We start from the raw sequence: 23,355 nt of genomic DNA, 5'->3' as shown, positions 1-23,355 counted from the left end.
TGATGCCGGGGCGTGCGCGGGGCGAGACGAGGCTCCTGGGACGCGGCCCTACGGGGCCCGGTCGTCGGGGAGTCGGTCCTCCGGGGCCGGTCCTCCGGGTCTCAGTCCTCCGGACCCGAAGCCGCCGGGCCGGAAGACGCCGACTTGGCCGCCGTCGCCTTCTTGGCGGTGGCCTTCTTCGCCGTCGTCTTCTTCGCGGCGCTCGCCGTGGTCTTCTTCGCCGCGGTCTTCTTGGCGGTGGCCTTCTTCGCCGGCGCGGTCTTCTTGGCCGGTGCCTTCTTCGCGGCCTTCTTGGCGGGGCCCTTCGCGCGCTTCTCGGCAAGAAGTTCGAAGCCGCGCTCCGGGGTGATCGCCTCGACGCTGTCACCGGAGCGCAGGGTCGCGTTGGTCTCGCCGTCGGTGACGTACGGCCCGAAGCGGCCGTCCTTGACCACGACCGGCTTCTTGGACACCGGGTCCTCGCCCAGCTCCTTCAGCGGCGGCTTGGCGGCGGCCCGCCCACGCTGCTTGGGCTGGGCGTAGATCGCCAGCGCCTCCTCCAGCGTGATCGTGAAGATCTGGTCCTCGGACTGCAGCGAGCGCGAGTCCGTGCCCTTCTTCAGGTACGGCCCGTAACGGCCGTTCTGGGCGGTGATCTCCTGGCCCTCGGCGTCGGTGCCGACGACACGCGGCAGGGACATCAGCTTCAGCGCGTCGTCCAGCGTCACCGTGTCCAGCGTCATCGACTTGAAGAGGGAGGCGGTGCGCGGCTTGACCGCGTTCTTGCCGGTCTTCGGGGTGCCCTCGGGGAGGACCTCGGTGACGTACGGCCCGTAGCGGCCCTTCTTGGCGACGATCTGGTGGCCGGTGGCCGGGTCGGTGCCCAGCTCGACGTCGCCGCTGGGCTCGGCCAGCAGCTTCTCGGCCAGCTCCTCGGTCAGCTCGTCCGGCGCCAGGTCCTCGGGGATGTCGGCGCGCTGGTGCTGCTCGGTGTCCTTCTCGCCGCGCTCGATGTACGGCCCGTAGCGGCCGACCCGCAGCACGATGCCGTTGCCCACCGGGAAGGAGGACACCTCGCGGGCGTCGATCGCGCCCAGGTCGGTGACCAGTTCCTTGAGGCCGCCGAGGTGGTCCCCGTCGCCGTTGCCCGCGTCGGCCGCGGCGCCGCTGATGGTGCCCTCGCCGAAGTAGAAGCGCTTCAGCCACGGCACGGCCTGGGCCTCGCCGCGGGCGATGCGGTCGAGGTCGTCCTCCATCTTGGCGGTGAAGTCGTAGTCGACCAGCCGGCCGAAGTGCTTCTCCAGAAGGTTTACGACGGCGAAGGACAGGAAGGACGGCACGAGCGCCGTGCCCTTCTTGAAGACATAGCCGCGATCGAGGATCGTGCCGATGATCGACGCATAGGTCGACGGGCGGCCGATCTCGCGCTCCTCCAGCTCCTTGACCAGGGAGGCCTCGGTGTAGCGGGCCGGGGGCTTGGTGGCGTGGCCGTCGACCGTGATCTCCTCGGCGGACAGCGCGTCGCCCTCGGCGACCTGCGGCAGCCGGCGCTCGCGGTCGTCCAGCTCGGCGTTCGGGTCGTCGGCGCCCTCGACGTACGCCTTGAGGAAGCCGTGGAAAGTGATCGTCTTGCCGGAGGCGCTGAACTCCACGTCCCGGCCGTCGGCGGCGGTGCCACCGATCTTCACGGTCACGCTGTTGCCGGTCGCGTCCTTCATCTGGGAGGCGACGGTCCGCTTCCAGATCAGCTCGTACAGCTTGAACTGGTCGCCGGTCAGGCCGGTCTCCGCGGGCGTGCGGAAACGATCACCCGAGGGACGGATCGCCTCGTGCGCCTCCTGCGCGTTCTTCACCTTCGCCGCGTACGTCCGCGGCTGCGGGGGCAGGTAGTCGGCGCCGTACAGCTGCGTGACCTGGGCGCGGGCGGCCGAGATGGCGGTCTCGCTCAGCGTCGTGGAGTCCGTACGCATGTACGTGATGTAGCCGTTCTCGTACAGCTTCTGGGCGATCTGCATCGTCGCCTTGGCGCCGAAGCCGAGCTTGCGGCTGGCCTCCTGCTGGAGCGTCGTCGTACGGAACGGCGCGTACGGGGAGCGGCGGTACGGCTTCGACTCCACCGAGCGCACGGAGAAGCGGGTGTTCTCCAGGGCGGCGGCGAGGGCGCGCGCGGTCGCCTCGTCCAGGTGCAGGGTGTTCGCGGACTTCAACTGCCCGACGGAGTCGAAGTCGCGGCCCTGCGCGACACGCCGTCCGTCGACGGTCTGCAGACGCGCGACCAGCGACGACGGGTCCGAGGGGTCGCCCGCGCGGCCGGTGCCGAAGGTGCCGGTGAGGTCCCAGTACTCGGCGGAGCGGAAGGCGATGCGCTCGCGTTCCCGCTCGACCACCAGCCGGGTCGCGACGGACTGCACGCGGCCGGCCGACAGCCGGGGCATGACCTTCTTCCACAGCACCGGGGAGACCTCGTAGCCGTAGAGGCGGTCGAGGATGCGGCGGGTCTCCTGGGCGTCGACCAACTTCTGGTTGAGCTGCCGCGGGTTGGCGACGGCCTCGCGGATCGCGTCCTTGGTGATCTCGTGGAAGACCATCCGCTTGACCGGGATCTTCGGCTTCAGCACCTCCTGGAGGTGCCAGGCGATGGCCTCGCCCTCCCGGTCCTCATCGGTGGCCAGGAAGAGTTCGTCGGAGTCCTTCAGCAGGTCCTTGAGCTTCTTGACCTGCGCCTTCTTGTCCGCGTTGACCACGTAGACCGGCTGGAAGTCGTGCTCGACGTCCACGCCGAGGCGGCGCACCTCACCGGTGTACTTCTCGGGCACCTCGGCGGCGCCGTTGGGGAGGTCACGGATGTGCCCGACGCTCGCTTCGACTACGTAGCCGGGGCCGAGGTAGCCCTTGATCGTCTTCGCCTTGGCAGGCGACTCGACGATGACGAGTCGGCGGCCGCCCTCTGCGGTCTCGCTGGTCGGGGACAACTTCGCTCTTCTCTCCGGTCGACGCTGTGGCCTCCCCAGGCCTTGGTCCCGGGGTCGCAACGTACTGCTGGCACGTGTGACGCTGCGGAGTGTGACGGTACATCCCGCCCCCGTGTCAAACGGGAAAAGCCCACAACGGCCACTCGAACGGTAACCCGACTACCGGCATTCCTGCCGCCCGGACTGCCGGGTACCCCGTCCGGGTCTGTCCGGAGCGTGACGCTCCTCTTGCTCCCGCGACACACCGGCGGGCCGGCACCCGCCGACGTCAGAGGCGCGTGAGGCAGTAGCCGCCGAGGGCCAGCGCGAGGCTTCCGGCCACGCTCGCGAGGGTGGCCGATGCGACCCGGTTCACACCGAGGGCCACCGCCTCACCCCGCCGCAGCCGCGCCCCGGTCCACACCAGGAGGGCCCCTCCGAACAGGACAAACACCGCCCCCACGAATGCCGCCGGCCCCTGCTCCATCCCCCGCCCGCCCCTTCCGGCTCCACCCAGCGCGGTGAGACTGGCACGCGGGGGCGACGGGCGGGCGACGACGGGGTGAACGGCGGACCGCCGTCCCGCCTCCCGACCGGCCGGGGAAGCGGGGCCGGCCCTGTCCACCTCGCGACAGATATTTTTCCGGCCGTTTTGCCAACGGGAGACACGCGGGCGGGCGCGGGAGGCTTTGGGCGGGGGTGCGGAGGTGGGGAGCGGCCGTGTGCGGGGTTCATCAGGAGCAGGGCTGCTTCCGCGGGGCAGGCTGGGCGAGGTACCCCGCCCTCGGCCGCGCACGAGCGGGCCGAGGTGCACGCCCCCGCGCCTGCGGCGGATCACCGGGACGGCGACCATCGCCGCGCGACCCCGGACCGGGGTACGCCCCGCACGCACGACGACCACCCCGACGCGGACGCGTCTTCGCCCGCAGCCGCCTGCCGTGCCCCCAAGGGGCTGCGGTCAGGGACGGGCCCAGGGCCGGGTTCCGAGTCGCCCCGTCCCGCCCCGGCCCGCCCGGATCCGGCCGCCCCCGTCCTCACCGGCCCGCGCCGGGCGGTTCCCTCAGTTCGCCGGCTCCAGGAAGCCCTGTTCCACCAGGAGGCGGATCTGGGCGGGGGTCTGGTCGCGGAGGCGGACGGAGTCCTCGCCCATCAGCTGGGCGATGGCGTCCAGGATGCGGCCCGCGCTCAGGGTGCCGTCGCAGACGCCCGCGAAGCCCGCGCCGACCGTGTCCACCTTGGTGGCCCGGCGCATGCCGCGGTGCTGGCGCAGCACGACGTGCTCGGGGTCCTCCGCGCCGGGCAGCCCGACCTGTTCCTGCACCACCTCGCCGACCAGCCTGAAGTGGTGGGCGAGCAGCGCCGCGTCGTCGTGCTCGCGCAGGTAGTCGACGCGCTCGAAGTGCGCCCGGATGGTGTCCCCGAGCGGCTGCTCCACCGGATGCGGCCATTCCTCCACCGTGATGGACGGCTCGGCCGCCTCGCTCCTGCGCAGGGTGATCCAGCCGAAGCCGACCGCCTTGACCTTGCGCGCCTCGAACTCGTCGAGCCAGGCGTCGTACCGCGCCTGGTACTCCGCCGGGTCCCCGCGGTGGTCCCCGGCGTCCCGCAGCCACAACTCGGCGTACTGCGTGACGTCCTGGACCTCGCGCTGCACGATCCACGCGTCGCACCCGCGCGGCACCCACGACCTGAGCCTGTCCTGCCAGTCCTCCCCCGCCACGTGCTGCCAGTTGGCGAGGAACTGCGCGTACCCGCCCTCGGTGAGGCGTTCCCCCGCCTGCTGGACCAGCGAGCGGCACAGATCGTCCCCGCCCATGCCGCCGTCGCGGTAGGTGAGCCGGGCGCCGGGGGAGATCACGAAGGGCGGGTTGGAGACGATCAGGTCGAACTTCTCGTCCTCACGCACCGGTTCGAACAGCGAGCCCTCGCGCAGCTCGGCGGCGGGCGCGCCGGAGAGCGCCAGCGTGAGCGCCGTGATGTGCAGCGCGCGGGGGTTGAGGTCGGTCGCCGTCACGCGCGTGGCGTGCCGGGAGGCGTGCAGCGCCTGGATGCCGGAGCCGGTGCCGAGGTCCAGGGCGGCGGCGACCGGCGTGCGCACGGTGATGCCGGCGAGCGTGGTGGACGCCCCGCCGACCCCCAGCACGACCCCCTCGGCCCGCTGCCCGATGCCCCCCGCGCCGCCGACCGCGCAGCCGAGGTCCGACACGATGAACCAGTCCTCGCCGCCGGGACCGCCGTACGGCCGTACATCCACCGTGGCGGCCACCTCGTCGCCGCCCACCCGCACCAGCCACCCGGCCTCGACCGCCTCCTCGACGGGGAGTACGGCGGCCACCCGCGCGCGGGGCACGGGCTGCTGGAGCAGGAGGAGCCGTACGAGGGTCTCCAGCGGCGTGTCGCCACGGGTGGCCCGCAGCGCGGGCACGGTCTCGCTGCGGGCCAGCGCCGCGTACGCGGGCGCGCCGAGCAGTTCGAGCAGACCGTCGGCGGTGAAGGACGCGGCCAGCAGCGCGTCCCGCAGGCGCGCGGCGGCCTCGGGACGGTCGGCGGCGGGCAGGGGGGCGAGTGCGGAGTCAGTCACGGTCCCATTGTGTCCCGCGCGGGCCGAAGGGGACGGCGCGCACGCCCGGCGCGCACGGCCGTCCCCCGCCCGCGCCGGGCGCGGTCAGGCCGCCGCGGACGTCCTGCCTCGGGCGCCGGTCAGCCCGCCGTGGACGGCGCGGAGGGCGAGGACGACGCCGCGGAGGCGACCTTCTTGCAGCTGGGCTGCTGGGCGATGGCGTCCTGGACCTCGCCCTGCTGGAGCGCCTTCAGGGACTCGGTGCCGCTCTGGTGCTTCTTCTCCAGCTCGGTCATCTGCTGGGCGACGTCGTGCAGCCCGGAGGCGAACTTCGCCTGGTCCTTGGTGTCCAGGCCGTCGACCTGCTTCTTCAGGTCGGCGTAGGAGGCCGAGAGGCTGTTGAAACTCTTCACGACATCGCTGAGCCGCTTGGCGCCGCCGGCGACTCCGGGGGGCGCGCCGGCCTCGTTGACGGAGGTCGCGATCGCCTTGTAGCCGTCGGCCATGTCCTGGAACGCCTTGGAGTCGGTCTTCTGGAGCGTCTCGGGCTTGGCCGTGTCGGCCGCCGTCGTGGAGATCGCCGCGTTGGCCGCCTTGATCTTCGCGTCCTGCGCGGGTACGGCGTCGCACACCGACTTGGCCCAGGAGACCAGCTTGGGGTCGGGCCCCTTGGGGGCGCTGTTGCCGCTGCATCCCGACAGCGCAGCCACCAGTACCGCACCGCCGGACAGTGCGGCCGCGAGCTTCTTGTTCACCGGATTGGTCCCTTCCATGGCTCTCGGGCCCCGGACCCTACACGGCGGACGCACACCCTCCGCACACCGATCGCCCCCTAGGTACCTTTTATTACTTTTTGTGCGAGAGAAGGCTCACGGCAGGGCCACGCCCGCACACGGACGGGACCCCACCCGCACACGCGAACGGGCGGGCGGCGCGCCCCGGAGAACGCACCGCCCGCCCGCTCTTTGCGCAGGCCGAGTCCTGAAACCTACGAAACCACCGCCGCGTCGGCCGAGTTGGCGACCCGTCCGGCGCTCTCCTCGTCCTCGTCGCCGACGGCGATGCCGCGCCGCTTGGAGATGTACACGGCCGTGCCGATCACCAGCAGCGCGAGGATCGCGACCCCGATCCGCACGCCGAGGTTCTTGTCATGGCCGTAGGAGAACTTGATCACCGCGGGCGCGATGAGCAGCGAGACCAGGTTCATGACCTTCAGCAGCGGGTTGATCGCCGGCCCGGCGGTGTCCTTGAAGGGGTCGCCGACCGTGTCGCCGATCACCGTGGCGGCGTGGGCCTCGCTGCCCTTGCCGCCGTGGTGGCCGTCCTCCACCAGCTTCTTGGCGTTGTCCCAGGCGCCGCCGGAGTTGGCGAGGAACACCGCCATCAGCGTGCCCGCGCCGATCGCACCGGCGAGGTAGGAGCCGAGCGAGCCGACGCCGAGCGTGAACCCGACGAAGATCGGTGCCATCACGGCGAGCAGACCCGGCGTGGCCAGCTCCCGCAGGGCGTCCTTGGTGCAGATGTCGACGACCTTGCCGTACTCGGGCTTCTCCGTGTAGTCCATGATTCCGGGCTTCTCGCGGAACTGCCGCCGCACTTCGAACACCACCGCGCCCGCCGACCGCGACACGGCGTTGATGGCCAGTCCGGAGAAGAGGAAGACGACCGCGGCGCCCGCGATGAGCCCGACCAGGTTGTTGGGCTGCGAGATGTCCAGGGACAGGCTCAGCGGCGCGCCGGGCCCGCTGAGCTTCTCCCCGACGTCCTGCACATTGGTGGTGATCGCGTCGCGGTACGACCCGAAGAGGGCCGACGCCGCGAGCACCGCGGTGGCGATCGCGATGCCCTTGGTGATCGCCTTGGTGGTGTTGCCGACCGCGTCCAGGTTGGTGAGCACCTGCGCGCCCGCGCCCTCGACGTCGCCGGACATCTCGGCGATGCCCTGGGCGTTGTCGGAGACCGGCCCGAAGGTGTCCATGGCGACGATCACGCCGACGGTGGTCAGCAGACCGGTGCCGGCCAGCGCGACCGCGAACAGCGCGAGCATGATCGACGTGCCGCCGAGCAGGAACGCGCCGTACACGCCGAGCCCGATGAGCAGCGCGGTGTAGACGGCGGACTCCAGGCCGACCGAGATGCCGGACAGGACGACGGTGGCGGGACCGGTCAGGGAGGTCTTGCCGATGTCGCGGACCGGGCGCCGGTTGGTCTCGGTGAAGTAGCCGGTCAGCTGCTGGATGACGGCGGCGAGCAGGATGCCGATGGCCACCGCGACCAGGGCGAGGACCCGCGGATCGCCGTCCTTGCCCTTGATCGCCGCGTCCGTCACTCCGCTGAGGTCGGCGTAACTCGACGGCAGGTAGACGAAGACCGCGACGGCGACCAGGACGAGGGAGATCACCGCGGAGATGAAGAAGCCGCGGTTGATCGCGGTCATGCCGCTGCGGTCGGCGCGCCGGGGGGCGACCGCGAAGATGCCGATCATCGCCGTGAGCACGCCGATGGCGGGCACCAGCAGCGGGAAGGCGAGCCCCGAGTCGCCGAAGGCGGCCTTGCCGAGGATCAGCGCGGCCACCAGGGTGACGGCGTACGACTCGAAGAGGTCGGCCGCCATGCCCGCGCAGTCGCCGACGTTGTCGCCCACGTTGTCCGCGATGGTGGCGGCGTTGCGCGGGTCGTCCTCCGGGATGCCCTGCTCGACCTTGCCGACCAGGTCCGCGCCGACGTCGGCGGCCTTGGTGAAGATGCCGCCGCCGACTCGCATGAACATGGCGATCAGGGCGGCGCCGAGGCCGAAGCCCTCCAGGACCTTCGGCGCGTCGGCGGCGTAGACCAGCACCACACAGGAGGCGCCCAGCAGGCCGAGGCCCACCGTGAACATGCCGACCACACCGCCCGTGCGAAATGCGATCTTCATCGCGATGTGCGAGACGGTCGTGAGATCTTTTTCGGGTTCGCCCTCGCCCGGAGTCGCCTCCCGTGCCGCGGCGGCGACCCGCACATTGCTGCGTACCGCGAGCCACATGCCGATATAGCCGGTGGCGGCCGAGAACACCGCACCGATCAGGAAGAACACCGAGCGCCCGGCACGCTGATTCCAGTCGTCCGCGGGCAGCAGCAGGAGCAGGAAGAAGACGACGACGGCGAATACGCCGAGCGTGCGCAGCTGCCGGGCGAGATACGCCTTGGCGCCTTCCTGGACCGCTTCGGCGATCTTCTTCATGCTGTCGGTGCCCTCGCCCGCGGCGAGTACCTGGCGCACCAGGATCCCCGCGACCACCAGCGCGGCGAGGGCCACCGCCGCGATGACGGCCACGATGACCCTGTTGCCGTTGGTGAGCACCGCGGCCGCGAGGTATGTGGGGTGGTCAAACTCAGAGGGGTAAGAAAGCCCCGCCATTCGTCCTCCTTGACGCTTGGGCTGAGCTCAAGATGTGGACGGATTGTAGGTACCCCTGGGTGATGCCAAAAGAGCACGGTAAACGGAAATGGCCTGCATGCACCGGTGACCGACTTCGAAAGGGGTAATGCCTCAAAAGCATTGACGGACGCCGTCGATCCCATGGAATCTTGATCGAATGATACGGCTATTGATCGTGAATTCCTTCACGAATTCCTGGGGGCGCCGGAAATGATCTGCCTGAAACACGATCAGGGCCCTGCTGAGCAGGGCCCTGATCGTGTCGTGTGTTCGGGGTCGTCGAGTGGCGGGGGGCCTCAGCCGACGGTGACCGCCGGCGGGGCGGCGGGCCAGGTCATGCGGATCAGCCCGCCGTTCTCCCCGGTGGTGACCTCGACGTCGTCCACGAGGCCGCTGATGACCGCGAGGCCCATTTCGTCCTCCTCGGCCTCGACGTCCGCGTCCGCGGCGGCGCCATGGGTCACCTGCTCGGCCGGGACCGCGTGCGGGGCCTCGTCGCCGACCTCGATGGAGAACTGTTTCTCCTCCTCGATCAGCGCCACCTTCACCGGCGCGTCGATGCCGCCGGTCTGGTGGAGTCCCACGGCACGGGAGCACGCCTCGCCCACGGCGAGCCGCACCTCGTCCAGAACCGCCTCGTCCACTCCGGCCCTGCGTGCCACCGCGGCCGCCACCAGACGGGCGGTCCTGACGTGCTCGGGCAGCGCGCTGAAGCGGAGTTCGACGGTGGCCATGCATCCCCCTCACGACTACGGGACTGCGGTAGGGCGGGTTCGCCGGACCCGCCCCTCATGAACTTCGATACCCGGATCCGCCCGGCGCACCCGGCACGGCACCTACGGGGTGCGAGACGGGGCACGGCGGCCGGAACCGGGCACGACCCACCGGCGGCCCCGCCGCGGGCAGACACGCCGGCGGCAGGGTCGGCCGGACCGGGTCAGTCGGTGGCCGCCACCGCTTCCTCGACCGAGGTGTGGATCGGGAACACCTTGGTGAGGCCGGTGATACGGAAGATCTTGAGAATGCGCTCCTGGTTGCAGACCAGGCGCAGCGAGCCCTCATGGGCCCGCACTCGCTTCAGGCCGCCGACCAGCACGCCGAGTCCGGTGGAGTCGAGGAAGTCCACGCCCTCCATGTCGACGACAAGGTGGAAATTGCCGTCGTTCACCAGCTCGACCAGCTGCTCGCGCAGCTTGGGCGCGGTGTATACATCGATTTCGCCACCGACCTCGACGACCGTACGATCGCCGACGGTACGGGTCGACAGGGACAGGTCCACGGATCCTCCAGCACCTTGCTATCGAGCGGTCGCCCCTCGGGCATCTTGACGTGCGGCCCTCGGGACGCAACGCCAGCCGCGATGGCATTCAATCACTTACCGGCGTGCGTGTACGACGCCTTGACTCCATTGTCCGTCACGCCAGTGACACACTCGGTGCCGATGGCCAAGAATCACCGATCCGATCGACCCGTGCCCGACCCGGCGTCCCGCCCGTCGCCGGGCGCTGTCCTGGGCAGGCTCGCCTCCGGTCCGAGCCGGGCCGCGCGCATCACTCATACGGAGCACTTGCCCCCGCGCACGGGCCGCCATGCCGTCTGGCCTGACCGGATTCGGTCCGAGGTGATCGCGGCCGTACAGGAGTGCGGCATCGAGCATCCCTGGGCGCACCAGGCACTGGCCGCCGAGCACGCCCTGGACGGCGATTCGGTGGTCGTCGCCACCGGCACCGCCTCCGGCAAGTCCCTCGCGTACCTCGTGCCCGTGCTGTCCACCCTTCTGGAGGGTTCGGAAGCGTCCACCCGCTGGGCACAGCAGCGCGAGGAGCCTCCACGGGGCGGTGGCGGGCCACGGGTGGCCGGCCGGGGGGCCACCGCGCTGTACCTCTCCCCCACCAAGGCGCTCGCGGCGGACCAGTGCCGCGCGGTGAAGGAACTTTCACAACCACTGGGCAGCGCGGTCCGCCCCGCCGTGTACGACGGCGACACCCCCTTCGAGGAACGCGAGTGGGTACGCCAGTACGCCAACTACGTCCTCACCAACCCCGACATGCTGCACCGCGGGATACTGCCCGCCCACCCGCGCTGGGCCTCCTTCCTGAAGTCGCTGAAGTACGTCGTCATCGACGAGTGCCACACCTACCGGGGCGTCTTCGGCTCGCACGTCGCCCAGGTACTGCGCCGGCTGCGCCGCGTCTGCGCCCGTTACGGCTCCTCCCCGGTCTTCCTGCTGGCCTCCGCGACCGCCGCCGAACCCGCCGTCGCCGCCCGCCGGCTGACCGGCCTGCCGGTGGTGGAGGTCGCCGACGACGCCTCCCCGCGCGGCGAGCTGGTCTTCGCCCTGTGGGAGCCGCCGCTCACCGAGCTGCACGGCGAGAAGGGCGCGCCGGTACGCCGCACCGCCACCGCGGAGACCGCCGATCTGCTGACCGACCTGACCGTGCAGGGCGTGCGCTCGGTCGCCTTCGTACGCTCCCGGCGCGGCGCCGAGCTGATCTCGGTGATCGCCCAGGAGCGACTGGCCGAGGTCGACCGCTCCCTGGCCCGGCGGGTCGCGGCCTATCGCGGCGGCTACCTCCCCGAGGAGCGGCGCGCGCTGGAACGCGCCCTGCACTCCGGGGAACTCCTCGGGCTCGCCGCCACCACGGCCCTGGAGCTGGGCGTGGACGTCTCCGGGCTGGACGCGGTGGTGATCTGCGGCTATCCGGGCACACGGGCCTCCCTGTGGCAGCAGGCGGGCCGCGCGGGCCGCTCCGGGCAGGGCGCCCTCGCGGTCCTCGTCGCGCGAGACGATCCGCTGGACACCTTCCTCGTCCACCACCCGGAGGCCCTGTTCGACCGGCCGGTGGAGTCGACCGTCCTCGACCCCGACAACCCCTACGTCCTCGCCCCGCACCTGTGTGCCGCCGCGTCGGAACTCCCGCTGACCGAGGAGGACCTCGCCCTGTTCGGTCCCGCCTGCGCGGACGTGCTGCCGCAGCTGGAGGCCGCGAAGCTGCTGCGCCGGCGGGCCCGCGCCTGGCACTGGACCCGCCGGGAACGGGCCGCCGACCTGACCGACATCCGCGGCGCGGGCGGGCGCCCGGTGCAGATCGTGGAGGAGGGCACGGGGCGCCTGCTCGGCACGGTCGACGAGGCCGCCGCGCACTCCACCGTCCACGAGGGCGCGGTCCACCTCCACCAGGGCCGCACCTACCTGGTGCGCTCCCTCGATCTGGAGGATTCGGTCGCCCTGGTCGAGCAGGCCGAGCCGCCGTACTCCACGGTCGCCCGCGACACCACCGCCATCTCCGTCCTGGAGACCGACACCGAGATCCCCTGGGGCGCGGGCCGGCTCTGCTACGGCTCCGTCGAGGTCACCAACCAGGTGGTCTCCTTCCTGCGCCGGCGCCTGATCACCGGCGAGGTGCTGGGCGAGACGAAACTCGACCTCCCTCCTCGTACGCTGCGCACGCGCGCGGTGTGGTGGACGGTCACCGAGGACCAGCTGGACGAGGCCCGGATCACCCCGGAGATCCTCGGCGGCTCCCTGCACGCCGCCGAGCACGCCTCCATCGGCATGCTGCCGCTTTTCGCGACCTGCGACCGCTGGGACATCGGCGGCGTCTCCGTACCGCTGCATCCCGACACTCTCCTGCCGACGGTCTTCGTGTACGACGGCCACCCCGGCGGCGCGGGGTTCGCCGAGCGCGCCTTCCACACCGCCCGCGCCTGGCTCACCGCCACCCGCGAGGCCATCGCCTCCTGCGAGTGCGACGCCGGCTGCCCCTCCTGTATCCAGTCCCCCAAGTGCGGCAACGGCAACGACCCCCTCCACAAGCGCGGCGCGGTCCGCCTCCTGACGACCCTGCTGCGCGACGCACCCCGGCCACCGGAACAGGAGCCGGCGGCGGAAGCCCCACCGGAGGAGACGGCGCCGACTTCGGGGCGGGGTACGGGGGGCTGACGCCGGGGACAGGGCGGATCGGGTGGCGGCGGACGCTTCGACGACCGCGCCGCAGCCACAGGACCTGGGACCGCGGCCCCGAGTACCTGCGCGCCTGGAGCCGCGGCCCGAGTGCCGGTGGGCGGCTCGCCCGGTGCCCGTGTCACCGGCTCTCCAGGGCGGAGTGCGGCGGTGCGAGGGGCTGCGGGGCGGGCGCGGGCGGGGTGGGGGCCGCCGGGCCGGCTCTGGAGCGGACCTCCGCCGTGAAGGGGCCGCTTCCCGAGGCCGCCGTCACGTCCGCGATCTCGCCCTCGACCGTGCAGCGCACCAGCCGTACCCCCTGGGCCGACGCCACGCGGGCGGCTCGGGCGCAGGCCGTCCCACCGCCCTCGGCCCAGTGGTCCGCGGCCGCGAGTGCCGCCAGGTCCGCACCACCGGCCGCCCGGTGCCGGACGGTGACAGCGTGCCCGAGCGCCAGCACCGCGCCGAACACCACACAGAGCACCGCGATCGCCCCGAGCCCCCAGACGGAGGCGGACCCCCGGTCGGAGCCGTACCGGCCCGCCGTCCGCCGAGCCGGAGCCCGGCCCCAACGCCAGTCCCGGACCCACACCCGCACCCCCTGTCGCCTCACGGCGCCGCTCCCCTCTCCCCGACCGTCTCCTCCGCCAGCGCCACGGCCTCCTCGCGGAGTTCGAAGGGCAGTCCGCTGAGCACCGGCGGTCTCGCCACCACGGTCACCCGGACCTGGTCGCCCTCCCGGCCGACCGTCACGCGGGCTCCGCGCGGCGCCGCCTGGCGGGTCACCGACAGCACCGCGGCGGGCGGGTCCTGGCGGGCGGCGGCCCGTGCGCCGGTGCGGGCCGCGTCCACGCACCGGATCTGTGCCGCCGCCACCAGCAGCCCCCAGACCAGCGCCATCGTGAACGCCACGAGCACGCAGAGCACCATGGCCGCCTCCGCCGTCACGAACCCACCGTCCGAGCCCCGTTCACATCCGCGCACTGAGGGCCTTCTTCACGATGGACTGGAGCTCGGCCCGGACCTGGCCGCTGGTGACGACCTCGTAGAGCAGCAACGCGAATCCGACGGCCGCGATGATCCCCATCGCGTACTCGGAGGTCACCATCCCGGAGTCCCGACGGCTCACCCGCCGCACCCCTGCCAGCACCCTGACGATCTTCCTCTTCACTTCGACTCCCTTGTTTTCACAGGTACGTTCCGCACATTTCCGGCCAGTCGTCTTCCACGGCGTCCACCGCCGCCCCTCACCTCCCCGCCATCACCCCGCCCGCCAGTCCGATCACCACGGGCAGCACTCCGAGCGCGACGAAGGCGGGCAGGAAGCACAGCCCCACCGGCGCGGAGATCAGTACGGCCGCCCGCCGGGCCCGTGCCGTCGCGATGCGGCTCCACTGCGCGCGGGTGTCCGAGGCGATACGGGCCACCGGAGCGGCGGCGGGCAGTCCCGACTCACCGGCCCGTTCCAGCAGCCGGGCCAGGGCGTCCGCGCCCGGCAGCGCGGCCAGGTCGCGCCAGGCGTCCGCCGGTGTGCCGCCGAGCCGCACCTCCGCCGCGCCCCGCGCCAGCGCCCGGCCCGCGGGTCCGCCCAGGGCCTCTCCCACTGCCTGCGCGGCGACCACCGGCCCGGCACCGGCCGCGATGCAGGCCGCCAGCAGATCGGCGGCGAGCGGCAGTTGGCGCGCGGCCTCGGCGATGTCGACGGCCGTCGCCCCGCCCGCGGCCACCTGATGGGCCCGCCGGCGCCAGAGCACGGCACCGACGCCCAGCCCGAGCAGCACCCCGGCGGCGCCGCCGACCAGCACCCACACCCCGCCCGCCGCGCCCACGGGCGGCAGCCATCGCCGTACCGCGTCCATGACGGCCCGCGGCGGCGGCTTCTCCACCCCGGCCCCCGGCGCCAGCAGCCCGGCCGCCCGCTGCCGTGCCCGGCGTCCCCGCCGGACCGACACCGCCACCCGGCCGCCCCAGCCGAGCGCCAGCACCAGGACCGCGGCCGTCCCCAGCCTGTGCACGACATCCCCGCTCACGCCCTCACCCCTCCTTTCGCATCCCGGACCGGCCGCTCACGCCGCCCCCGCTCCCCGCACGATCCGCGCCGACCACCACAGCCCGGCCGTCTCGAACGCCGCGCCGATCAGCAGGCAGCCGAGGCCGGGGCCGCTGTGCAGCAGGACCCGCAGCGGGGCGGCGCCCATGGCCGCGCCGAGCAGGAGCCCGAGGGCGGGAAGGGCGGCGAGCAGGACGGCGGTGGCTTTGGCGCCCGCCAACTGGGCGCGCAGATCGGCGCGTTGATCCCGCTCGGCACGCAGGGCGCCGTCCAGCCGGTCGAGACCGGCCGCGAGCCCCGCGCCCTGGTCGACGGCCACCCGCCAGCAGGCGGCCAGACCGAGCAGCCCCTCGGCACCCGGTTGCCGGGCAGCCGCGGCGAGGGCACCGGGCACATCCCCGCCGAAGCGGGCCGCCGCGACCACGGCCGCCCCTGCCTCGCCGAGCCCGCCCGAGTCCCGCGCCGCCCGCAGCAGCGCCTCGCCGGGCTGCCGTCCGGCCCGCACCTCCCCGGCGAACGCCCCGCACAGGGCGATCACCCGGTCCGCCCGCCGCTCCCGGTCGCGTCTCGCCTCCCCGGCCAGCCGCACCCGGCGCAGCACGGGCACCCCGGCCGCCCCCACAGCGACCGGAATCACCGAGGTGCCCAGCAGGGCGAGCGGCAGCCCGACGGCCAGGGCCCACCACTCGGCTCCCCAACGGGCACGCAACCGCCGCACCAGCGAGGCGAGTCGGTCCTGGACCGAGGGACCGGCCCCCGGCCCCGCGTCCCCGGCCAGCAGCAGCCGCGCCCGCCGCGCCCCGTGGTGCCGCTCGCACAGCAGCCATCCCAGCGCGCCGAGGCAGACCAGCGCGACCCCCATCGACATCTCACCCGCCACCTTCGCCACCACCGAACCCGTCGCGCCCACCACCGAACCCGTCCTCGAACTCCCCCGCTCCGCCCAGCAGCCGTGCCAGCCGCCCCCACCCCTTCTCCCGCACGAACGCCCGCTCCCCCCACCGCAGCGCGGGCACCGTCCGCACCAGCCCCGTGGCGTCCCGCTCCAAGACGTGCACCTCCGCGATCCGGCGCCGTCCGGACCGGTCCCGCACCAGGTGGAGCACCACGGACAGGGCCGCCGCCAACTGGCTGTGCAGGGCGGCGCGGTCGAGCCCCGCGGCCGTGGCCAGCGCCTCCAGGCGGGCCGGGACGTCCCCGGCCGTGTTGGCGTGGACCGTGCAACAGCCGCCCTCATGGCCCGTGTTGAGCGCGGCCAGCAGATGGACGACCTCGGGCCCGCGCACCTCTCCGACGACCAGCCGGTCCGGCCGCATCCGCAGGGCCTGGCGCACCAGGTCCTCAAGGGCGACCAGGCCCGCGCCCTCCTGGTTGGCGGGACGGGTCTCCAGCCGGACGACATGCGGGTGGTCGGGTCTCAGCTCGGCGGAGTCCTCGGCGAGCACGATCCGCTCATCGGCGCCGACCAGGCCCAGCAGGGCGCTGAGCAGCGTCGTCTTGCCGCTGCCGGTGCCGCCGCTGACCAGGAAGGACAGCCGGGCGGCCAGCAGGGCGCGCAGGATCCGGTCGCCGCCGGGCGGGATGGTGCCGGCCGCCACGAGTTCGGCGAGGGTGAAGGCCCGCGGTCGTACCACCCGCAGGGCCAGGCAGGTGCAGCCGACGGCGACCGGGGGCAGCACCGCGTGCAGCCGGGTGCCGTCGGGGAGCCGGGCGTCCGCCCACGGCCGGGCGTCGTCCAGCCTGCGTCCGGCCACCGCGGCGAGCCGCTGCGCGAGGCGTCGTACCGCCGCCGCGTCGGGGAAGGTCACCGGCGTCAGCTCCAGGCCGCCGCCCCGGTCCACCCAGACCCGGTCGGGCGCCGACACCAGCACGTCGGTGACCTCGGGGTCCGCGAGCAACGGCTCCAGGGGCCCGGTGCCGACGAGTTCGGATCTCAGCCGCTCGGCCACCTGGAGGATCTCGGCGTCCCCGAGCACCCGCCCCTGCGCGCGCAGCGCCTGTGCGACCCGCGCCGGGGTGGGTTCGGCGCCGCTCTCGGCGAGCTGCCGGCGCACCCCGTCGAGCAGGGCGGCCTGGTCGGGCACGTCGAAGCTCGTCCGGCGCCCCCGGACCGCACTCGTCTCCTGCCCCAGGACCCCGCTCGTCCCGCTCCCCCGGACCGCGCTCACCGCGCACCCCCGGACTCCACCAGCGCCCGCTCCCAGAACCCCGTGCAGAACCGGGCCAACGGGCCGCGTCCACTCGCGCCCGGCGGTTTCGCGCCGCCCCTCGGCCGGAGCAGGACGGGCTCCACCGGCACCTCCCCGGCGAGCGGCAGGCCGAGCAGGCGGGCCACCTCGCGGTCGTCCAGACCGGGCGCGTACGGCCCGCGCACCGCGACCCGCAGATCGCGGACGGCCCTGCCGACGGCGGCGGCGATCCGGCCGGCCGCGGCGAGTGCCCGCAGCTCGGCGGGGACCACGAGGAGGGCCAGGTCGAGCTGGGCGAGGACCTCGCCGACCCCGTCGTCCAGACGGCGCGGCAGGTCGACCACGACGGCACCGCCGCGGCGCCGGGCGGCGGCGAGCACCGCGCGCACGGCCTGCGGCGGCACGGCGACGCAGTCGCCCCGGTCCCAGCTGAGCACCCGCAGGGAGTGCAGGGCGGGCAGCGACTCCTCCAGGGCGCCGCCGCCGACCCGGCCGCGGGAGGCGGCGAAGGCCGGCCAGCGCAGGCCCTCGGCGCCCTCGCCGCCGAGCAGCACATCGAGGCCGCCGCCGAGCGGATCGGCGTCCACGAGCAGGGTGCGCACCCCCTCGCGGGCGGCGGTGACGGCGAGCGCGCAGGCCAGGGTGGACGCGCCGGCCCCGCCCCGGCCGCCGATCACGCCGACGGTGAGGGCCGGGCGGCCGACCCCCTCGGCGACATCGGCGATCCGGTCGACCAGCCACTGCTCGCCGTCGGGGAGGATCAGCACATGGTCGGCGCCGATCTCCATGCCGCGCCGCCACACGTCCGGGTCCTCCTTGTCCCGGCCGATCAGCACCACCTGGCGCCGGCGCGCGGCCCCGAGCAGCCGGTGGGCGGCGTCGTCCCCGACCAGCACGAGCGGGGCCGCCGCCCAGGTGTCGCCCTGGTCGGGAACGCCGTGGTGCACCTCGGGTGTCGCACCCGCGGCCGCGCACAGGCGCAGCAGGTCGTCCAGGAGCGCGGTGTCCTCGGTGACGATGAGCGGACCGCCGCCGCGGACGGGCGGTGGGTCATGGGTGATGGTTCCGGACACGGTGTTCCCCCTTCGCCGCGCGGCCCCGCGGCCACGCGATTTCCCGACATGTGGAGAACCGGCGGGCGGCTTCCATATGAACGGCGTGAACAGCGACATGAACGGCCGACCGGAATCGGCCATACGCCTCCCGCAAACGGAACCGGCCGTGAACTCGCCGCGGCGGGAGCGCGTGGGAATCACCGTGCGCCGATCCGCAAAATCGTGTGGATCTTGGTGGAAAACCGTGGACAACTCGGACCCTGTGAATAACTCCGTCACCCAAACCGGTGACGCCCGCACCGAGCCCGTGCGGCATCCACAGCGCAGCCCTACGATTACCCCGAGTAACGGATCATGGGCGCACGAAAGCGGCGGTCCCGACGCGGAAGCGCCGGCCGCTGGGCCGTACGAAGGAAGGAAAGAGGCGGGAAAACCCGTCCGGACATGCGACGACCCCCGCCGGGGGGGAGAGCGGGGGTCGTCCCCACGGCCGACTCGGGGGGGGAGGAGCCGGACCGGGTTAGCACGGTCGCGAACGATCCGTGACTTCCATGGTGTACCCGAGAGCCTTCTCAGGCAAACCCACGCGCCCCACCTTACGCCGAATGGTGGGCGCCTATGCTCAGGGGCGTGGAAAACCACTCCTTGCCCCGCGCGGCGGCCTTCTTCGACCTGGACAAGACAGTCATTGCGAAGTCCAGCACACTCACCTTCGGCAAGTCCTTCTACCAAGGCGGGCTGATCAACCGCAGGGCCGCGTTGCGCACCGCCTATGCCCAGTTCGTGTTCCTGGCCGGCGGTCTGGACCACGACCAGATGGAGCGGGTGCGCGCCTATCTCTCGGACATGGTCCGGGGCTGGAACCAGCAGCAGGTGCGGGAGATCGTCGCCGAGACCCTGCACGACCTGATCGATCCGATCATCTACGACGAGGCCGCCTCGCTCATCGAGGAGCACCACACGGCCGGCCGGGACGTGGTGATCGTCTCCACGTCCGGCGCCGAGGTGGTCGAGCCGATCGGTGAACTCCTGGGCGCGGACCGGGTGGTGGCCACCCGCATGGTCGTCGGCGAGGACGGCTGCTTCACCGGCGAGGTGGAGTACTACGCCTATGGCCCGACCAAGGCGGAGGCGATCCGCGGGTTGGCCGCCTCCGAGGGGTACGACCTCGACCGCTGCTTCGCCTACAGCGACTCGGCGACCGACCTGCCGATGCTCCAGGCGGTCGGGCACCCGCACGCCGTCAACCCGGACCGCGCGCTGCGCCGCGAGGCCGTCGCGCGCAACTGGCCGGTCCTGGAGTTCCGCCGCCCCGTCCCGCTCAAGAAGCGGCTGCCCACCCTCTCCGTGCCGCCGCGCCCCGCCCTCGTCGCCGCGGCGGCCGTGGGAGCGGCGGCCGCGACGGCCGGCCTCGTCTGGTACGCCAACCGGCGCCGGGGCACCGTATGACGAGCCGCGGCTGACGGCGCGTACCGCGCACCCCCGAGCGCCCTTTTCGCCCCTGCTTGCACCCGAAAGTAAAGAAGTGCGGGCAGGGGTTCCGCTTGTCCCCCACCGCGCGGTACAAAGAAATCAGCGGCCCGCGCGACCATGGACATCCGAGAGGATCCCCAGTCACTACGCAAATGGCCCACGGACCACCGCATGAACACCGGGCACCCACGCGACGTCGACCCGTCGAATACGGGCCAGCCGCACCAGGTACGGGCAAAGTCCCCGTCCTGATGGGCAAGTCATCGAGGACGCTTGGTAACCGGGCGTTCATGCCAGCGGCGGTACGAGCACTCGTACCGCCGCATTCTCGTCCGCGCCCGGCCGGCCTCTGTCCGCATCCGGCCGCGAAACCTCAGGCCGCGCCGCGCTGAAGCGCCTCGCACACCGCCGTCGACTCCCGCGCCCCGAACTCGACCGCGCGCCCGCAGTGCGCGATCCAGGCGGCCATGCCCTCGGGAGTGCCCGAGACGTAGCCGTCCAGCGCCGCCAGGTACTCGGCGCGCCCCTGTTCGGCGTGGCCGACCTCGGCCGGGCAGATCGCCTTCGGATCCAGGCCGCTGCCGATCAGCACGATCCGCTCGGCGGCGCGCGCGACCAGCCCGTTGTGCGAGGCGAAGGGGCGCAGCGCGAGCAGCTCGCCGTGCACCACGGCCGCCGTCACCAGGGCCGGGGCGGAGCTGCCCGCGATGATCAGGTCCGCGAGCCCGTCCAGCCGCCCGGAGACCTCCCGCGCGCTGGGCAGCGGCAGCTCGACCAGCGGCTCGTCCACCGCCTCGCCGGCCTGGCGCGGCCGGCCGACCTGGCTCTCGTCGCTCGCCGCGGCCACCAGGTGCAGCCGGGCCAGCACCCGCAGCGGCGACTGCCGCCAGATGGACAGCAGTTGGCCCGCCTCGGCCGTCAGCCGCAGGGCCGCGCCCATGACCCGCGCCTCGCCGTCGGTGCCGAAGTCGGTACGCCGCCGCACCTCCTCCAGCGCCCAGTCGGCGCCGGAGAGCGCCGCCGAGCCGCGGGCGGCGCGCAGAGCGGCCTCGGAGGTGATCTCGTTGCTGCGGCGCCGCATGATCCGGTGCCCGTAGACCCGGTCCACGGCCTTGCGCACGGACTCCACGGACTCGGCCACGCCGGGCAGTGCGCCCAGGGCCGCGAGCGGATCGGCGGTCGCGCCTGTCGTACTCATGAGTACGACCCTACGCACCCGACCGGCAGACCCCACGAAGGAGTGGTCTTCTTCACTCGGTCATGCCACATACAGCTATCACTCAACTACGCTTGGTGAACATGAAAATTGCTTTCGTCGGGAAGGGCGGGAGTGGCAAGACCACGCTCTCCTCCCTCTTCATCCGCCATCTCGCCCGAGCCGAGGCCGCCGTCGTCGCGATCGACGCGGACATCAACCAGCACCTCGGCCCCGCGCTCGGTCTGGACGAGGCGGAGGCCGCCGCGCTGCCCGCCATGGGCGAGCGGCTGCCGCTGATCAAGGACTATCTGCGCGGCGGCAACCCGCGCATCGCCTCCGCCGCCAGCATGATCAAGACGACCCCACCGGGGCGGGGCTCGCGGCTGGTGCGGGTGCGCGAGCCCAACCCGGTCTACGACGCCTGCGCCCGCCCGGTGGAGCTCGACGGCGGCGCCGTCCGCCTGATGGTCACCGGCCCCTTCACCGACGCCGATCTCGGCGTCGCCTGCTACCACTCCAAGACCGGAGCGGTGGAGCTGTACCTGAACCACCTCGTCGACGGCCCCGACGAGTACGTGGTGGTCGACATGACCGCGGGCTCGGACTCCTTCGCCTCCGGCATGTTCACCCGCTTCGACATGACGTTCCTGGTCGCCGAACCGACCCGCAAGGGCGTCTCCGTCTACCGCCAGTACAAGGAGTACGCCCGCGACTACGGCGTCGCCCTGAAGGTCGTCGGCAACAAGATCCAGGAGCAGGACGACATCGACTTCCTGCGCGCGGAGGTCGGGGACGACCTGCTGGTCACGGTCGGGCGCTCGGACTGGGTGCGGGCCATGGAGAAGGGCCGCCCGCCGCGGTTCGACCTCCTGGAGGAGGCCAACGCCCGCGCGCTCGCGACCCTGCGGGCCACCGCGGACGCCATGTACGAGCGGCGGGACCCGGAGCGCTACATGCGCCAGATGGTGCACTTCCACCTGAAGAACGCCGAGTCGTGGGGCAATGAGCGCACCGGGGTCGACCTGGCGGCGCAGGTCGACCCCGACTTCGTACTCGGCGAGGGCATGGAAGACTCCGAAGCGGGCGTCGCGGCGGGTGCCGAGGCGAGCGTGTCGACGCCCGCCTGACAGCTCCCGGCCGGCAGCTCCCGGCCGGCAGCTCCAGCGCGACAAGCTCCCGCCTGGCGGCTCCCGGCAACTGCCGCCCGGTGGCTACCCCTTGCCGGCCGGCGCTCCGGGGACTCCCTTGGGCGCCGGGGCCGGGCGGCCGGAGAGGAAGGACGCCCAGCCCTGCTTGGGAGCCTCGCCCACCTTCAGACTCCGCAGTTTCTCCAGCGTCTTGGGGTCCTGGGCGTCCAGCCAGTCGGCCAGCTGGTGGAAGGAGACACAGCGCACCTCGGGCTTGTTGCAGACCTTCTTCACCACGTCCTCGACGGCGCGCATGTACGTACCGCCGTTCCAGGACTCGAAGTGGTTGCCGACGACCAGGGGCGCACGGTTGCCGTCATAGGCCCGGTCGAAGCCCTGGAGGAGGCTGTCGCGCACCTGGTCGCCCCAGGAGTCGAACTTGTCGGGGTCGCCCTGGGTCTGGGTGCCCGACTGGTTGATCATGTAGTTGTAGTCCATGGTCAACTCTTCGAAGTTGTGGCCGGGGAAGGGGACCAGCTGCATCGACAGGTCCCACAGGCCGTCCTTCTTCTTCGGCCAGAGCTGGTTGTCGACCCCGCTGGAGTCGTAGCGGAAGCCCAGTTGGCGGGCCGCCTTCACGAAGTTCTTCTGGCCCTCCAGGCAGGGGGTGCGGCCGCCGATCAGCTCCTTGTCGTAATCGAAGGGCAGCGGGGCCGCGTTCTTCATGCCGGAGTTCGTCTTCCAGTTCTCCACGAACTGCTTGGCCTGGGCGATCTCGCTTTTCCACTCGTCCACCGACCAGGTGCCGACCCCGCCGTCGGGCCCGCAGAAGTGGCCGTTGAAGTGGGTGCCGATCTCGTTGCCGTCCAGCCAGGCGAGCCGGGCCTGCTTGACGGTGTCGCTGATCCCCTGCTGGTCGTTGAAGCCGATGTCGGAGCTGCCCGGCGAGTGCTGCGGGGGCCGGTAGAGGTCGCGCTTGTCCTCCGGCAGCAGGTAGACACCGCTGAGGAAGAACGTCATGTTGGCGTTGTTCTCCTTGGCGACCTTGCGGAAGTGCGAGAACAGCTTCTGGCTGTCCTCGCCCGCGCCGTCCCAGGAGAAGACGACGAACTGCGGGGGTTTCTGACCGGGCTTCAGCCGCTCGGGCCTGGGCAGACGGGGCTGCGCACCGGTGTACGCGGTCGATCCGTCGCCGATCAGCCGGAGCACGCTCTTGGGCGCGGGTGCCGCGGGCGCCCCCTTCTGCGGGCCGGATGTCCTCTCCTGCACGCCATGGGTGCCGGTCCCGCACGCCGCGAGCGAGACAGCACAGGCCGCGGCGACCACGCCGACGGCGATCCTCTGGTTGGCGGCCATGTTCCGCCCACCTTCTTCCTTCTCTCAGACGAACGCTGACGAGGGCCTTTTGT

The 23,355-nt window shown here is 72.6% G+C and carries 19 protein-coding genes; 3 read left to right on the top strand and 16 right to left on the bottom strand.

What is annotated here, in order from left to right:
- Positions 1–101: 101 nt before the first annotated feature.
- The 7 genes from topA to bldG all read right to left on the bottom strand — a co-directional run bounded on the left by topA (position 102) and on the right by bldG (position 10,190).
- A complete protein-coding gene (gene topA, locus ACZ7EC_RS15535; RefSeq protein WP_471062743.1) occupies positions 102–2,951 on the bottom strand; it encodes a type I DNA topoisomerase in 2,850 nt (949 codons plus the stop codon).
- A gap of 268 nt (positions 2,952–3,219) precedes the next feature.
- Positions 3,220–3,384: a hypothetical protein gene (locus tag ACZ7EC_RS15530; protein WP_471062741.1), complete on the bottom strand. Its 165-nt coding sequence runs from the start codon at positions 3,382–3,384 to the stop codon at positions 3,220–3,222.
- A gap of 606 nt (positions 3,385–3,990) precedes the next feature.
- A complete protein-coding gene (locus ACZ7EC_RS15525) occupies positions 3,991–5,511 on the bottom strand; it encodes a DUF7059 domain-containing protein (RefSeq protein ID WP_471062739.1) in 1,521 nt (506 codons plus the stop codon).
- A gap of 119 nt (positions 5,512–5,630) precedes the next feature.
- Entirely contained in the window at positions 5,631–6,263 is a 633-nt protein-coding gene (locus ACZ7EC_RS15520) for a small secreted protein (RefSeq protein ID WP_471062737.1), read from the bottom strand.
- A gap of 215 nt (positions 6,264–6,478) precedes the next feature.
- Positions 6,479–8,890, bottom strand: coding sequence for a sodium-translocating pyrophosphatase (locus ACZ7EC_RS15515; RefSeq protein ID WP_471062735.1), 2,412 nt, complete (start codon positions 8,888–8,890; stop codon positions 6,479–6,481).
- Positions 8,891–9,207: 317 nt separating this feature from the next.
- A complete protein-coding gene (locus tag ACZ7EC_RS15510; RefSeq protein ID WP_471062733.1) occupies positions 9,208–9,645 on the bottom strand; it encodes an ATP-binding protein in 438 nt (145 codons plus the stop codon).
- A gap of 203 nt (positions 9,646–9,848) precedes the next feature.
- Entirely contained in the window at positions 9,849–10,190 is a 342-nt protein-coding gene (bldG, locus tag ACZ7EC_RS15505) for an anti-sigma factor antagonist BldG (protein ID WP_010986038.1), read from the bottom strand.
- 81 nt (positions 10,191–10,271) lie between these two features.
- Here bldG and ACZ7EC_RS15500 point away from each other — a divergent pair, with 81 nt between their 5' ends.
- The gene (locus ACZ7EC_RS15500; protein ID WP_471062731.1) at positions 10,272–12,854 is read left to right on the top strand and encodes a DEAD/DEAH box helicase; all 2,583 of its coding nucleotides are present in this window, start codon (positions 10,272–10,274) and stop codon (positions 12,852–12,854) included.
- A 142-nt stretch (positions 12,855–12,996) separates the two neighbouring features.
- On the opposite strand, the gene ACZ7EC_RS15495 is transcribed toward ACZ7EC_RS15500, so the two are convergent.
- The 7 genes from ACZ7EC_RS15495 to ssd form a co-directional block, all read right to left on the bottom strand.
- The gene (locus ACZ7EC_RS15495) at positions 12,997–13,467 is read right to left on the bottom strand and encodes an Rv3654c family TadE-like protein (RefSeq protein ID WP_471062729.1); all 471 of its coding nucleotides are present in this window, start codon (positions 13,465–13,467) and stop codon (positions 12,997–12,999) included.
- Positions 13,464–13,802 (bottom strand): TadE family type IV pilus minor pilin, encoded by a 339-nt coding sequence (locus ACZ7EC_RS15490; RefSeq protein WP_471062728.1) that lies wholly within the window; start codon positions 13,800–13,802, stop codon positions 13,464–13,466. The genes ACZ7EC_RS15495 and ACZ7EC_RS15490 overlap by 4 nt, the downstream gene beginning before the upstream one ends.
- A gap of 22 nt (positions 13,803–13,824) precedes the next feature.
- On the bottom strand, positions 13,825–13,962 hold the full coding sequence (locus ACZ7EC_RS15485; RefSeq protein ID WP_397987225.1) for a DUF4244 domain-containing protein: 138 nt from the start codon (positions 13,960–13,962) through the stop codon (positions 13,825–13,827).
- A gap of 139 nt (positions 13,963–14,101) precedes the next feature.
- Positions 14,102–14,884 (bottom strand): type II secretion system F family protein, encoded by a 783-nt coding sequence (locus tag ACZ7EC_RS15480; protein WP_471062726.1) that lies wholly within the window; start codon positions 14,882–14,884, stop codon positions 14,102–14,104.
- 36 nt (positions 14,885–14,920) lie between these two features.
- On the bottom strand, positions 14,921–15,766 hold the full coding sequence (locus ACZ7EC_RS15475) for a type II secretion system F family protein (RefSeq protein ID WP_471062897.1): 846 nt from the start codon (positions 15,764–15,766) through the stop codon (positions 14,921–14,923).
- Positions 15,767–15,773: 7 nt separating this feature from the next.
- Positions 15,774–16,988, bottom strand: a complete 1,215-nt coding sequence (locus ACZ7EC_RS15470; RefSeq protein ID WP_471062724.1) for a TadA family conjugal transfer-associated ATPase — start codon at positions 16,986–16,988, stop codon at positions 15,774–15,776.
- Positions 16,989–17,068: 80 nt separating this feature from the next.
- Positions 17,069–18,166, bottom strand: a complete 1,098-nt coding sequence (gene ssd, locus ACZ7EC_RS15465) for a septum site-determining protein Ssd (RefSeq protein ID WP_471062723.1) — start codon at positions 18,164–18,166, stop codon at positions 17,069–17,071.
- A gap of 600 nt (positions 18,167–18,766) precedes the next feature.
- On the opposite strand from ssd, the gene ACZ7EC_RS15460 reads away from it, so the two are divergent.
- Positions 18,767–19,597: an HAD family hydrolase gene (locus tag ACZ7EC_RS15460; RefSeq protein WP_471062721.1), complete on the top strand. Its 831-nt coding sequence runs from the start codon at positions 18,767–18,769 to the stop codon at positions 19,595–19,597.
- 397 nt (positions 19,598–19,994) lie between these two features.
- Here ACZ7EC_RS15460 and ACZ7EC_RS15455 read toward each other — a convergent pair whose 3' ends face one another.
- Positions 19,995–20,819: a Fic family protein gene (locus tag ACZ7EC_RS15455; protein ID WP_471062719.1), complete on the bottom strand. Its 825-nt coding sequence runs from the start codon at positions 20,817–20,819 to the stop codon at positions 19,995–19,997.
- Positions 20,820–20,920: 101 nt separating this feature from the next.
- Between ACZ7EC_RS15455 and ACZ7EC_RS15450 the strand changes: the two genes are divergently transcribed.
- Entirely contained in the window at positions 20,921–21,946 is a 1,026-nt protein-coding gene (locus ACZ7EC_RS15450) for an ATP-binding protein (protein WP_471062717.1), read from the top strand.
- A gap of 84 nt (positions 21,947–22,030) precedes the next feature.
- On the opposite strand, the gene ACZ7EC_RS15445 is transcribed toward ACZ7EC_RS15450, so the two are convergent.
- The gene (locus tag ACZ7EC_RS15445) at positions 22,031–23,302 is read right to left on the bottom strand and encodes a polysaccharide deacetylase family protein (RefSeq protein WP_471062716.1); all 1,272 of its coding nucleotides are present in this window, start codon (positions 23,300–23,302) and stop codon (positions 22,031–22,033) included.
- Positions 23,303–23,355 lie beyond the last annotated feature (53 nt).

This window comes from Streptomyces sp. NPDC037203 (assembly GCF_055605065.1).
This window is presented reverse-complemented; position numbering and strand designations above follow the sequence as displayed.

Coding starts and splice junctions, on each gene's coding strand:
- ACZ7EC_RS15520 (WP_471062737.1), bottom strand. CDS start 6,263: ATGGAAGGGACCAATCCGGTGAACAAGAAGCTCGCGGCCGCACTGTCC.
- ACZ7EC_RS15515 (WP_471062735.1), bottom strand. CDS start 8,890: ATGGCGGGGCTTTCTTACCCCTCTGAGTTTGACCACCCCACATACCTC.
- ACZ7EC_RS15510 (WP_471062733.1), bottom strand. CDS start 9,645: ATGGCCACCGTCGAACTCCGCTTCAGCGCGCTGCCCGAGCACGTCAGG.
- ACZ7EC_RS15500 (WP_471062731.1), top strand. CDS start 10,272: ATGGCATTCAATCACTTACCGGCGTGCGTGTACGACGCCTTGACTCCA.
- ACZ7EC_RS15485 (WP_397987225.1), bottom strand. CDS start 13,962: ATGGTGACCTCCGAGTACGCGATGGGGATCATCGCGGCCGTCGGATTC.
- ACZ7EC_RS15475 (WP_471062897.1), bottom strand. CDS start 15,766: ATGGGGGTCGCGCTGGTCTGCCTCGGCGCGCTGGGATGGCTGCTGTGC.
- ACZ7EC_RS15460 (WP_471062721.1), top strand. CDS start 18,767: ATGCTCAGGGGCGTGGAAAACCACTCCTTGCCCCGCGCGGCGGCCTTC.
- ACZ7EC_RS15455 (WP_471062719.1), bottom strand. CDS start 20,819: ATGAGTACGACAGGCGCGACCGCCGATCCGCTCGCGGCCCTGGGCGCA.
- ACZ7EC_RS15450 (WP_471062717.1), top strand. CDS start 20,921: ATGAAAATTGCTTTCGTCGGGAAGGGCGGGAGTGGCAAGACCACGCTC.
- ACZ7EC_RS15445 (WP_471062716.1), bottom strand. CDS start 23,302: ATGGCCGCCAACCAGAGGATCGCCGTCGGCGTGGTCGCCGCGGCCTGT.